Annotated in this window: 9 protein-coding genes; 4 read left to right on the top strand and 5 right to left on the bottom strand. The window is 69.2% G+C overall.

Annotated elements, in window-relative coordinates:
- Window positions 1-12: 12 nt before the first annotated feature.
- Genes dapD through map form a run of 3 tightly spaced genes read right to left on the bottom strand, consistent with a single transcriptional unit; the run spans window position 13 to window position 4,363 of the window.
- Complete coding sequence (gene dapD, locus ASD78_RS18800) at window positions 13-906, bottom strand: 2,3,4,5-tetrahydropyridine-2,6-dicarboxylate N-succinyltransferase (protein WP_056104340.1); 894 nt, start codon at window positions 904-906, stop codon at window positions 13-15.
- Window positions 903-3,590 (bottom strand): [protein-PII] uridylyltransferase, encoded by a 2,688-nt coding sequence (glnD, locus tag ASD78_RS18795; RefSeq protein WP_056104337.1) that lies wholly within the window; start codon window positions 3,588-3,590, stop codon window positions 903-905. Before glnD ends, dapD begins: the two co-directional genes overlap by 4 nt.
- The gene (gene map, locus ASD78_RS18790) at window positions 3,587-4,363 is read right to left on the bottom strand and encodes a type I methionyl aminopeptidase (protein ID WP_055910595.1); all 777 of its coding nucleotides are present in this window, start codon (window positions 4,361-4,363) and stop codon (window positions 3,587-3,589) included. The genes glnD and map overlap by 4 nt, the downstream gene beginning before the upstream one ends.
- 96 nt (window positions 4,364-4,459) lie before the next feature.
- Between map and ASD78_RS18785 the strand changes: the two genes are divergently transcribed.
- From ASD78_RS18785 to ASD78_RS18770, 4 genes are all read left to right on the top strand, one after another.
- A complete protein-coding gene (locus ASD78_RS18785) occupies window positions 4,460-5,341 on the top strand; it encodes an MBL fold metallo-hydrolase (protein ID WP_056104335.1) in 882 nt (293 codons plus the stop codon).
- Between the two features lie 326 nt (window positions 5,342-5,667).
- Complete coding sequence (gene rpsB, locus ASD78_RS18780; RefSeq protein WP_055910601.1) at window positions 5,668-6,510, top strand: 30S ribosomal protein S2; 843 nt, start codon at window positions 5,668-5,670, stop codon at window positions 6,508-6,510.
- A 155-nt stretch (window positions 6,511-6,665) separates the two neighbouring features.
- Entirely contained in the window at window positions 6,666-7,547 is an 882-nt protein-coding gene (tsf, locus tag ASD78_RS18775) for a translation elongation factor Ts (protein WP_055910604.1), read from the top strand.
- Between the two features lie 89 nt (window positions 7,548-7,636).
- Window positions 7,637-8,380 (top strand): class I SAM-dependent methyltransferase, encoded by a 744-nt coding sequence (locus ASD78_RS18770; RefSeq protein ID WP_056104331.1) that lies wholly within the window; start codon window positions 7,637-7,639, stop codon window positions 8,378-8,380.
- Between the two features lie 152 nt (window positions 8,381-8,532).
- Here the strand turns inward: ASD78_RS18770 and ASD78_RS18765 are convergent, their stop codons facing one another.
- Window positions 8,533-9,225, bottom strand: coding sequence for an AIM24 family protein (locus tag ASD78_RS18765; RefSeq protein WP_055910607.1), 693 nt, complete (start codon window positions 9,223-9,225; stop codon window positions 8,533-8,535).
- A gap of 184 nt (window positions 9,226-9,409) precedes the next feature.
- Window positions 9,410-12,706 (bottom strand): autotransporter serine protease, encoded by a 3,297-nt coding sequence (locus tag ASD78_RS18760; protein ID WP_056104329.1) that lies wholly within the window; start codon window positions 12,704-12,706, stop codon window positions 9,410-9,412.
- Window positions 12,707-12,789: the final 83 nt, after the last annotated feature.

Here is a 12,789-nt window from a genome sequence, read left to right as displayed (position 1 = left end):
GCGGCGCCGCCCTCAGTCCGCCAGGCCGCGCAGCAAATCGTTGATGCTGGTCTTGGAGCGCGTCTTGGCGTCGACCTGCTTCACGATCACCGCGCAGTACAGCGAATGCGAGCCGTCCTTCGCCGGCAGTTGGCCGGACACCACCACGCTGTACGGCGGGACGTAGCCGTAGCTGATCTCGCCGGTGGCGCGGTTGTAGACGCGGGTGCTCTGGCCCAGGAACACGCCCATGCCGATCACGCTGTGGTGGCCGACGACGAAGCCTTCGACCACTTCCGAACGCGCGCCGATGAAGCAGTGGTCTTCGACGATGGTCGGCGAGGCCTGCAGCGGCTCCAGCACGCCGCCGATGCCGGCGCCGCCGGAGAGGTGGCAGTGCTTGCCGATCTGGGCGCAGGAGCCGACCGTGGCCCAGGTGTCGACCATGGTGCCTTCGCCGACGTGGGCGCCGATGTTGACGAAGCTCGGCATCAGCACCACGTCCTTGCCGATGTGGGCGCCGCGACGGGCGATCGCGCCGGGCACGACGCGCGCGCCGAGCTTGCGGAAATCGGCTTCGCCGTAGCCTTCGAAGCGCGCCGGGATCTTGTCCCAGAACGGCGCCGGGTCGGCTTCGACCAGCTGCATCTCGTTGACGCGGAAGTACAGCAGCACCGCCTTCTTCAGCCATTCGTTGACGGTCCAGCCGCCCTTGCCGTCCGGTTCGGCGACGCGGAACTCGCCCTGTTCCAGGCCCGAGATCACCCGCTCCACGGTCGGCCGTGTCGAGCCTTCGATCTCGTCCGGCGTCAGCATCGTGCGGCGCTCGAACGCGCTGTCGATCATGAACTTGAGCTCGTCGACGCCCGGCGCCTTGGGCGCGGACTTCTTGCGGACGGTCTTCTTGGCGGTCTTGGCGGGGCTCATCGGTGGTCTCCTTCCAGGCAGGCGAGCAGCGCGTCGCGCAGTGCCTGCTGTTGCGTTTCGTCGAGCGCGCGGTCGCGCCCGTCGGTGTCGGGGCTGGTGATCTGGAACACGTCTTCGGCGCGTTCGCCGAAGGTGGCGATGCGCGCGTCGTGCACGCGCAGCGCCTGGTTGCGCAAGGTCATGGCGACGTCGGCGAGCAGGCCCGGCCGGTCGGTGCAGACCAGGCTGAGCAGCGTGCGTTCGCCGCCGGCGCTGTCGCTGCCGGATTTGTCGACGGTGTTGAAACCGATCTGCGGCACGATGCGGAAATGCTTGAGGTGGCGCGGCTGGGCGCGGCGCGCGGGTTTGACCCGGTCGAGCGGCGCGGCCAGGGTCGCGGCGAGGCGGCGTTCGACTTCTTCGGCCGACGGCGGATGGCGCGGGTCGGTGGGTACGACTTCGAAGGTGTCGAAGATCGTGCCCTGCGGGCCGTCGAGCACGCGCGCCTGCTGGATCGCCAAGCCCAGGCGGTCGAGCGTGGCCACGATCGCGGCGAACAGGCCGTCGCGGTCGGGCGAGTGCACGAACACCTCGAGCGCGCCGGCGAGCGCGCTGACCGGACGCGCACGCACGCGGGTCTCGCCGACCAGTACGCCGCGCAGCGAGGCGGCCTGCCAGGCGATCTGGTCGGGGCGGCCGCGCTGGAAGCCGATCTCGGGCATGCGCGCGAACAGCGCCGCGATTTCGTCGTCGCCGCTGCCGAACGCGGCCAGCATGGCGTGCGCGGCGGCGCGGGTTTCGGCGGCGCGCTCGGCGCCGGCGACCGGGTGTTCCAGGCCGCGCCGCAGCGCCAGGCGGGTGGCGGTGTAGAGGTCGGCCATCAGCCGGTCCTTCCACGCATTCCACAGTTTGGGCGAAGTACCGGCGATGTCGGCGCAGGTCAGCAGATACAGATGGTCCAGGCGTTCGCGGTCGGCGACCTTGCCGGCGAAGCGGTGGATCACTTCCGGATCGGCGATGTCCTGCTTCTGCGCGGTCACCGACATCAGCAGGTGCTGGCGCACCAGCCATTCGATCAGCGCGGTGTCGGATTCGCTCAGGCCCATGACCGTGCCGAACACGCGCGCGTCTTCGCCGCCGAGTTCGGAATGGTCGCCGCCGCGGCCCTTGGCGATGTCGTGGAACAGGCCGGCCAACAGCAGCAGTTCCGGCTTGCGCAGGCGCGGCCAGACTTCGTGGGCGATGCTGAAACGCTCGTCGGCCACGCCCGAAGCGAAGCGCGCCAGATTGCGCAGCACCGCCAGGGTGTGCTGATCGACCGTGTAGACGTGGAACAGGTCGAACTGCATGCGCCCGGAGACTTTCGAGAACGCCGGAATCCAGCGCCCGAGCACGCCCAGGCGGGCCATGCGTTCGAGCGCGTGGACCGGATGCGGGCCGCGCAGGATCGCCAGGAAGCGCTCGCGCAGGGCCGGTTCGGCCGCGTCGAAGCTGGGGATGCGCGCCAGCGATTCGGCCAGCGCGCGCGCCGTGCGCGAATGCAGGCCGCGCACCGCGTCGTGCTCGGCCCAGGCCGCGAACAGGGCGAAGATGTCGTCGGCGTCGCGCGGCCATTGCGGCGAGCGCGCGGCGATGTAGTCGCGGCGCAGTTCGAAGTCCGCGAACGCGCCGCGCAGCGGCACCGGTGCCGGCTCGCCTTCGATCTGCTCCTCGTAGCGCTGCAGCAGGCGCTCGCCGATCCGCAGCACCAGCGCGGCGCTGCGGTAGAAGCCCTGCATCATCTGTTCGACGGCGAGGTTGTCGGCGTTGTCGACGTGGCCCAGGCGTTCGGCCAGCAGCTTCTGGTAGTCGAAGCGCAGGCGTTCCTCGCGCTTGCGCGCGACCAGGTGCAGGCCGAAGCGCAGCCGCGACAGGGCGCGGCGTTCGCGTTCCAGGGTGGTCAGCTCATCGATGCCCAACTGGCCGATCGCGACCAGCGATTCCAGATCGGCGGTGCCGATGATGCGCAGCGCCATCCAGTGCAGTGTCTGGACGTCGCGCAGGCCGCCGGGACCTTCCTTGAGGTTGGGTTCGAGGTTGTCGGCGGTGTCGCCGTAGCGGGCATGGCGCTGGCGCAGTTCTTCGCGCTTGGCCAGGAAGAACTCGCGCGCCGGCCACACGTACAGCGGCGCGATCGCAGCCTGCAGGGTCGCGCCGGCGTGGTGGTCGGCCGAGAGCGGGCGCGCTTCCAGCATCGCGGTGAGCACGGTGATGTCGGCCGCGGCCTCGGTGCACTGCGCGGCCGAGCGCACGGCGTGGCCGACCGGCAGGCCGGCGTCCCACAGCAGGGTGAAGAAGCGGCCCAGGGCTTCGGCCTGGGCGGTCTGGGCCTCGGGCTCGGCCAGCACCAGCAGGTCGATGTCCGATTGCGGAAACAGTTCGCCGCGGCCGTAGCCGCCGACCGCGAACAGCGCCAGCGGCGCGTCGGCGGCGATGCAGTCGCGCCAGGCCGCGCGCACTTCGGCGTCGACGGCGTCGGCGCGCACGCGCAGCAGGCGGTCGATGTCGATGCCGTCGACGGGCGTGTCGGCGCCGGCGTCGAAGCGTTGCGCCAGCGCCGCGTCGACCGCGCTCAAGGCGGCGCGGATCGATGCCGCCCGCTCGGCGCCGTGCGCCGTTGCACCCGGCTCCGCCGGGCCCGAGCCGGCGGCGGCGCTACCGGTCATAGATCGTTGTCGTCGCCGGGCAGCCGGGTGAGGATCTCGACGCCGTCGTCGGTCACCGCGACCGTGTGCTCCCACTGCGCCGAGAGCTTGCGGTCCTTGGTGACCACGGTCCAGCCGTCGGGCAACAACTTGGTGTGGCGCGCGCCTTCGTTGATCATAGGTTCGATCGTGAAGGTCATGCCCGGCTTCAGCACCAGGCCTTCGCCGGCGCGGCCGTAATGCAGCACCTGCGGGTCTTCGTGGTAGATGCGGCCGATGCCGTGGCCGCAGTACTCGCGCACCACGCTGAAGCGTTCGGATTCGGCGTACTGCTGGATCGCCGCGCCGATGTCGCCCAGGGTCGAACCCGGCTTGACCGTGCGGATGCCGCGGAACATCGCTTCGCGGGTCACGTCGACCAGGCGCTTGGCCATGACCGAGGGCGCGCCGACGATGTACATGCGGCTGGTATCGCCGTGCCAGCCGTCCTTGATGACGGTGACGTCGATATTGACGATGTCGCCTTCCTTGAGGACCTTGGATTCGCTCGGGATGCCGTGGCAGATGACGTTGTTGACCGAGGTGCAGACCGTCTTCGGGAAGCCTTTGTAGCCGACGTTGGCCGGAATCGCGTGCTGCACGTTCACGATGTGGTCGTGGCAGAGCTTGTCCAGGGCCTCGGTGGTGACGCCGGGCTTCACGTGCGGGGCGATCATCTGCAGCACTTCGGCGGCCAGGCGGCCGGCGACGCGCATCTTCTCGATCTCGTCCGGGGTTTTGATGGTAATGGGCATGCGGGCATTATCGCCTATTCACGCCCTTCGATCATGGCGACGCGCGGTCCACAGCGTGCCGTCGCCGCCTTCAGCCGCCCAATCGGAGCAATCCGCATGCCGTCGCGCCGCGTTTCCACCGCCCTGATCGCCCTCGCCCTGGTGCTGAACGGCCCGGTCCATGCCGCCGACCCGGCGCCGTCCTGGGTCGAGCTCGCGCCCGGGCTGTCGGCCTGGAGCGGGCCGGCCACCACCGTGTTGCTGGCCGAATCCGAGCACGGCGCGCTGTTGGTGGACAGCGAAACGGCCAAGGCCGCGCCGGCGCTGGCCCAGGCCCTGGCCGGCCGCAAGCCGCTGCGCTACGTGGTCAACACCCATTGGCACGGCGACCATGCCGGCGGCAACGAGGCTCTGGCCGCGACCGGCGCCACCCTGATCGCGCACGAGAACGCGCGCCGGCGCATGGCCGAGCCCACCTTCCTCAAGCACCACAACCGGATCGTTCCGCCCCTGCCCGCGGCCGCGTTGCCGAGCCTGACCCTGATCGGCGACGGCCGGGTACGCCTGGACGGCCTGGAGGTACGGCTGATCCATGTGCCCGCCGCGCACACCGACGGCGACCTGCTGGTCCACTTCCCGGCCGCCAACGTGCTGCATCTGGGCGACTGCTTCTTCAACGGCCTCTACCCGATCATCGACACCGGCGTCGGCGGCACCGTGGACGGCCTGATCGCCGCTCTGGACCGGGCTCTGGGCCTGGCCGACGGGCGCACCCGGATCGTCGCCGGCCACGGCCCGGCCGGCACCCGGGCCGATCTCAAGGCTACGCGAGACATGCTCGCCGAGGTCCGCGAGCGCGTCGCCCGGCTCAAGCGCGCCGGCCGGACCCGCGAACAGGTCCTGGCCGCCGCCCCGACGGCCGACCTGGACCCGCGCTGGGGCCAGGGCTGGGTCAAGCCGGCCCAGATCGTCGGCTCGGTCTACGACAGCCTGCCCTGAGACCCGGCCCAGCCCGCTTGCTCCGGTAATGGGCGCTGCGGCCCCCGCCGGCCCGGCTCGGTTGCTCCAAACCCCTGTCCCGGCTACACTTCGCCGGCTTTGCGGACGGTCTCGACCTGCCGCGCCGCCCACGCCGGGCGTCACCGGCGAATACACACCCGCTGCCACAGCCCGTGCCGGGGTGCCTCGTACAGCTAGACGTACGCGGTTCGGACACGGAAGCAGCGGGGAGGCCCAACCCCGGAACCACGCACCGCCGGCCCCGCCTGCGGCGCACCGCCCTCATCGTTCGCGGCGGCCGGTTCCTTGCCTATCGGAGTCATGCAATGCCCCAGATCACCATGCGCCAGATGCTGGAAGCCGGCGTCCATTTCGGCCACCAGACCCGTTACTGGAACCCCAAGATGGGTCCGTACATCTTCGGCGCCCGCGGCAAGATCCACATCATCAACCTCGAGAAGACCGTTCCGCTGTTCAACGACGCGATGAACTTCATCTCGGGCATCGCGCAGAAGCGCGGCACCATCCTGTTCATCGGCACCAAGCGCTCGGCGCGCGAGTCGATCAAGGAAGAGGCCGAGCGTTGCGGCATGCCGTACATGACCCAGCGCTGGCTGGGCGGCACCCTGACCAACTTCCGCACCGTCAAGCAGTCGGTGTCGCGCCTGAAGGAACTGGAAGCCGGCGAAACCGACGGCTCGTTCCAGAAGCTGGTCAAGCACGAAGTGCTGGGCCTGCGTCGCGAGCGCGAGAAGCTGCTGGCCTCGCTGGGCGGCATCAAGGAAATGAACCGTCTGCCCGACGCGCTGTTCGTGATCGACATCGGTCATGAAGACATCGCGATCAAGGAAGCCAAGAAGCTCGGCATCCCGGTCGTCGCTGTCGTCGACACCAACTACGATCCGGCCCTGGTCGACTACGCCATCCCGGGCAACGACGACGCCATCCGCGCCGTGCAGCTGTACGCCCGCGCCGCCGCCGACTCCGTGCTGGAAGGCAAGGCCGCCGCGCCGGCCGCCGGCATGCGCGAGGAAGACTTCGTCGAGCTCGACGCCGAAGGCAACCCGGTCGCGAAGGAAGACCGCAAGGCCGCTCCGCGCGGTCGCGCCCCGGCCAAGAAGGGCCCGGCTCCGGCCGGCGCCAAGAAGGACGCTCCGGCGGCCGAGTAAGCGTCATGTAACGCAGCCGCGCGACACTGCGCGGCTGCGCTTGCACGCATCCGCTCTCGTAGGAGCGGCGTAAACCGCGATCCGCCGCCGTAGCAGGCGACGCGGCCGCGGTTTACGCCGCTCCTACCAGACTTTACGAATACTGAGGTAACCCCATGGCTGAAATCACCGCTTCCCTGGTCAAGGAACTCCGCGAGCGCACCGGCGCCGGCATGATGGAGTGCAAGAAGGCGCTCGTCGAAAACAACGGCGACATCGATGCGTCGGCCGAATGGCTGCGCAAGTCCGGTCTGGCCAAGGCCGACAAGAAGGCCGACCGCGTCGCCGCCGAAGGCCGCATCGCGGTCGCGCAGGACGGCGGCAAGGCCGTGCTGGTCGAGATCAACTCCGAGACCGACTTCGTCGCCAAGGACGCCAACTTCCTCGGCTTCACCGAAACCGTCGCCCAGGTCGCCCTGAGCTCCGGCGCCGCCGACGCCGAAGCGCTGAAGGCCGCCAAGCTGGCTTCCGGCGAGACCATCGAGGAAACCCGCGCCGCCGTCATCGCCAAGGTCGGCGAGAACGTGCAGGTGCGTCGCCTGGTCCGCATCGACAGCCCGAACAACGTCGCCGCCTACGTGCACGGCGGCCGCATCGGCGTGCTGATCGAGGTCAAGGGCGGCGACATGGACCTGGCCCGTGGCCTGGCGATGCATGTCGCGGCGATGAACCCGCCGCACATCAAGGCCAGCGACGTGCCGGCCGAGTTCGTCGCCAAGGAAAAGGAAATCGAGCTCGCCAAGATGACCGACAAGGACAAGGCCAAGCCGGCCGACATCCTGGAGAAGATCATCGGCGGCAAGATCGCCAAGATCGTCAACGAAGTCACCCTGTACGGTCAGCCCTACGTGCTGGACACCAACCAGACCGTCGAGCAGGTCCTCAAGGCCGCCGGCGCCGAGGTCATCACCTCGCAGCGTCTGGCCGTGGGCGAAGGCATCGAGAAGCAGACCGACGACTTCGCCGCCGAAGTCATGAAGCAGGCAGGCCTGGCGTAAGCCGCCGCTGTTTCGGGTCGAAGAAAGCCGCGGACCTCCGCGGCTTTCTTTTGTGCGCTGTTCCAGGCTCTGAGCGCGGAGTTTGAAAAATGCAAACGGACATCGAGCGAAAAATCCATCCCGACGACGGCATGTGGCAGCCGGAGCAAAGTTGGTACTTCGCGGTCGGACGCAGTGCCCTGCGCTTGGTCGATCTCGCGGCGCGGACCTCTTGGCTGCCCAGGATCGGCAGCATCCTCGACCTGCCCTGCGGCCATGGCCGGATCTCGCGCCACCTGCGCGCGGGCTTCCCCGATGCCGACTTGTATTTCTGCGACATCAACCATGCCGGCGCCGACTTCTGTGCCGAGACCTTCGCCGGCACCGCCATCCACTCCAAGCCGGAACTGACCGAGGTCGCCTTGCCGAAGGTAGACCTGATCTGGGTCGGCTCGCTGTTCACCCACGTCGACCTCGACCGCACCCGCCGCTGGCTGCGCTATCTGAGCGAGCACCTCAATCCCGACGGCATGCTGGTCGCGACCTTCCACGGCGAGTGGAGCCTGCGCATGCATGAGATGTACCAGATGATCGACCCGCCGTCCTGGGAACGCATCGTCGCCGACTATCGGGCGGTGGGCTACGGTTACGCCCCTTATCAAGGCGGAGCGATGGGCGATTACGGCGCGTCCCTGTCCCGCCCGGAAACGATCATCGCCGCGGTACGCGATATCCCGGGCGTGCGCCTGGCCGGTTACATGGAACGGGGTTGGGCCGACAACCAGGATGTCGCGATGATCGCGCGCGAAGATCGTGAGACTCCGTGGACGCCCGAGTTCCGCTCGCGGAAATGAGTCGCGCGAGCGGGGCGTCCCTGCTCGTCCAACCTGCTCATCCAGGCAAAGAAAAGGCCGCGTATTCCGCGGCCTTTTTTTTTATCGCTGCAAGACGGCTACGCACCCGGCCCTCCTCCATTGCGCAGAAGGAAGAACCAGGGCCGTCATGCTCAACCCTGCTGCTGGAAATACACCTCTTCGTACGGCTGCACCACCACCCAGCCGGTGCCGGCGAACTTGAGCTGAATGCTCTCGCCCGAACCGCGGCCGAGCAGCGTGCCCAGTGAGATGTCGGTGACGATGTCGGGGCTGAGGTTGCCCGACCAGGCCACGGTCGCATTGGGGTCGGTGAACACCGGCTGGTCCGGGGTCACGGCGAGGGTCAGCGGCTCGTAGTGCGAGGTGATCGCGACCACGCCGCTGCCCGAGAGCTTCATGTTGAACAGGCCGCCGGACATCATGCCCGAGACCTTGCGCATCATCTTGATCTCCGAGGCGATGCCGTCCTCGTAGGCGAGCACGTCGTTGCCGTTGACGAAGATCGACTCGCCGGCCAGGCGCAGCAGGGTGATCTTCTTGCCGGCGTCGGCGATGTAGACCCGGCCCTGCCCTTCCATCTTCATCATCTGGGTGCCTTCGCCGCTGATCGCCTTCTTCAGCAGGTTGCCCAGGCCCTGCTCCAGCATGCCCTGGCGGACGAACTTCACGCCGCCGCGATAGGCCACCATCGAGCCGGACTTGGCCCAGATGCGGCCGTTGAGTTTGACCTCGAGCAGATGCGAGCTTTCGAGTTCGAAGGTCTCGGGGCTGAGGTCCTTCTGGCTGCTGGTTTCGACGAAATCCTTGAGATTCTTGATGCTCATATGCGGTCCTGCGCCAATGGGACCGGCAGCATAAGCCACCGCAAGCGCGCCGGCATGACAAAAAAAGGCCGCCTGGCAGGCGGCCTGAGGTGCTGGGAGAGAGATCCCGACATTGCGGCGCCGCATTCGGCGCCCCTCCGTCTCGGCCGTGCCTGGCCGCCGTGCGCTATACGTCGTCCGACGGTCAGAACTGCAGGGAGTAGCGCGCGTTGACGGCGTGGTCGCGCGACTCGTCGGCCCACTGGCCGCTGTAGCTGAATTCGAGCAGGCCACCGCCGCCCAGGCGCGCGGCCAGGCCGGCTTCGAGCACGGTCGCGTCCTGCGCCAGCGAGGCGCCGTGCACGTCGAACGCGCCGCCGTTGCGCCAGGCCACCGCGACCGACGGCGTTTCCGCGCCGCCGACGTGGCGCCGGCCGATGCCGCCACGCAGGCTCAGCCAGGCTTCTTCCTGCTGCGCGCCCTTGAGGCCGACGTTGAAGCGCAGGCCCAGCGTCGACAGGTCCAGGCGCTGGTCGGCGCTGGCGCCGGTCAGGGCGGCCACGCCGCCGCTTTCCTGGAAGCCGTCGCTGCCCACGCGCACGTGCGCGTACTGCGCGTACGGCTCCCACTCCCAGGCGCCGGTGGCGATGCGGTAGCCGCCTTCGACGAAGGCCTGGCGGGTGTCGCCGGCGTAATCGGCGCGGGTGCGGTCGGCCAGGCCGGGGAAGCTCACATTGCGTTCGATCTCGATGTCGTGGCGCGCATAGCCGGCGCCGGCGCGCAGGCCGAAACCGCCCCAGTTCTGGCCCAGGTACAGGCCCAGGTGACGGGAACGGACTTCGCCGCGCGAACGCCGCGCGCCGAGCCGGGCGTCGCTGCGGCCGAGGCCGCCGAGCACGCCCAGGCGCCAGCCGTTGCCGAAGCGGTAGTCGTAGCCGAGCAGGCTGGCGTCGCCGTTGTAGCCGACTTCGCCGGCGTTGCCGTCGGCGTGCAGGCTGCCGCCGTTCTTGAGCAACTGGATCCAGGTCGCGGACTGCGCCTCGCCCTCGGCAGCGGCATCGAACGCGCCGCTGCCGGCTTGCGCGCGCGCCAGCGACGCCTCGCGCACGTGGCGGCTGTCGTCGATCAACACCGAGCGCAGGCTCGCATGCAGCTCGCCGCTGAGCGCATCGAGTGCGTCCATGGCCTGGGCCGGGAACAGCTGGGTCAGCGGCTGCGGCAGGCCCTGGTTCATCGCCAGCGCATCGGCCGCGCCCGCCGCCGAACGCTGGTTGTAGGTGTTAGCGGCGCTGGCGATGCTGGCGCCACGGACCACGTCGATAGCGACCCGGTCGGCGCCGTAGGCCAGATCGAACTTGAGGAAGGGCGAGAACGCGCTGTGGTCGATGCCGGCGAAGCGGCCGTCGACGCCGGAGGTCGCCGAAAGGATGCGGTAGCTTTGGCCGAGCAGATACGTGCCAGGGCTGTGGAACACCCGCACCGTGCCGCCTTCCAGGATGGCGCGGCCGTTGACCCGCAGCAGGTCGGAGGCGGACGGCGCGGACAGCTCGATCTGGTAGACCGAACCCGCGGCCTGGGTGTAGTCGCCGTCGACGGTCAGAGTGCCGATGGAATTGCCCGGCGCGATCGTGCCTTCGACCCGGGTCGTGCCCAGGTGGCCGCTGCCGCCGAGCGCGCCGCCCGTGCGCACCGTGGTGGTGCCGCCGAGCTGGCGGCCGTTGAACACGACCTTGCCGCCGACCACGTCGAGCCGGCCGCCGTTGAGCACGCCGCTGTCCGCGATCAGGCCCCAGCCGCGGTTGACGCTGAAGTCGAGGTCGTTGAGCGAGCCTTCGATGTTGGCCAGGCCGCCGTTGACGTTGAGCGCGCTGCGATGCAGTTCGCCGGTCAGCAGCAGCTCGCCGCCGTCGACGTCGACCGCGCCGGCGAACTGATTGCGGCCTGCCAGTTCCAGCCGGCCCGCGCGCACCTCGGCGCCGGCGAAATCGTTGTCGCCGCTCAGGCGCAGCCAGCCTGGGCCGGACTTGCCGAGGCGGCCGGGGCCGCCGATGTCGTTGCTCCAATCGTCCCAGGCGTCGCCCTGCCAGACCTTGGCGCCGCCGGCGCGCTGGTTCATGACCACGTCGGTGTCCACGCGCAGCTGGCCCGGGCCGTCGATCGCCTTCTTGAGATCGATCAGGCCCCAGCCGTAGCGTTCGTCCACGCCCGGGGCGCCCAGGTCGGTGGCGGTGGTCAGCAGAATGTCGCGGATCTGCGGGTTGTCGAGATAGGGATAGCGCTCCATCAGCAGCGCCAAGGCGCCGGTGACGTGCGGCGAAGCCATCGAGGTGCCGGTGTTGTCGCCGTAGCCGTAGTTCGGGTTCTGCGCGCCGATGTCCAGGCTCAGGGAACCATCGGGATTCCTGACCACGCGGCCGTCGATCTCGCCGTTGATCACGCTGGAGCGGATGCCGGTGCCGGGCGCGGCCACGCACCAGTCCTTGCTCAGTCCGCAGATGCTGGAGCTCGGGTCCAGGTTCAGATCGCGACCGACGTTGACCACGCTGAGCCAGTACTTCTCGATCTCCGGGGCGAAGCGGGGCAGGGTCGCGTAAGCGCCGGCGATGTTGCCGTATTGGTTGCCGGCGGCCCAGACGTTGATCATGCCGCTGCGCAGCGAGGCGTCTGCGAAGATGCGGTAGTAGTCGCCGTAGTCGGAGTATTCGCGGTCCAGGTCCTCGGGCGTGGCCGGCTCTGTGCCGTTGCCCCAGCTGTGGTTGATCGCGCGCACGCCCTGCGCGGCCATCTGGTCGAACATGCTGTCGAGCGCGGCCTCTCCCGGGCCCTGGGTCAGGGTGCGGCGCTGGATGCTGCCGTCCGCAGCGGTGTAGTACTCGTAGATGCGGTCGAAGAACAGCTTGGACGTGGTCAGCGATGCGCCGATGGCGACGCCGTGCATGCCGCGGCCGTCGCGGTTGGCGACCATGCTGCCGGCGACGTGGGTGCCGTGGCTGTTGTATTGCAGGATCAGGCGGATGCCGCTGCCGCCGAACGACAGGTTCGGCGGGATGCTGTCGCCGAGGTAATAGGCCTCGATTTGGGCGATATCGCCGTCGGACAGGAAGCAGGCGTCGGGGCCGCTGATCAGGCTGCTGCTGGCGCAGCCCGGATCGCCGATGCGGATCGCGCGGTGGTCGCGGCCGGCGAATTCGCCATGATTCAGCGCCGCACCGCTGTCGAACAAGCCCAGGCGCACGCCGCGACCGCTGAGGCCGCGCGCGTAGGCGTACTCGGCGCCGATAGCGCCCAGGCCCCAATCGGCCTTGAATTCACCGCTGCGCCAGCTGCCGGGATCGCCGACGACGCCGGCCTCCTGGTAGCCGCTCTGGGCGAAGGCCGGTACGGCCGCGCCGGACAGCAGGCCGGCGAGGATCGCCGCCGACAGCGCCGAACGGCCGCGGCCGCAGACGCGGTTGCGATCGCGACAATGGCGGTGACCCGATGCGTTTGCATTGCCTTGCATGCTGCCGATGCTCCTTTGAAGGCGGCGCGACGGGATCGCGTGGGCGTAATGGGGGATGAGGAGGGGTGCGCTGCGACGCGAGC

The sequence above is a fragment of the Lysobacter sp. Root667 genome (assembly GCF_001427715.1).
GTDB lineage: Bacteria > Pseudomonadota > Gammaproteobacteria > Xanthomonadales > Xanthomonadaceae > Lysobacter.
Note: the sequence above shows the minus strand (reverse complement) of the source record. Positions and strands in the feature narration are given on the sequence as shown.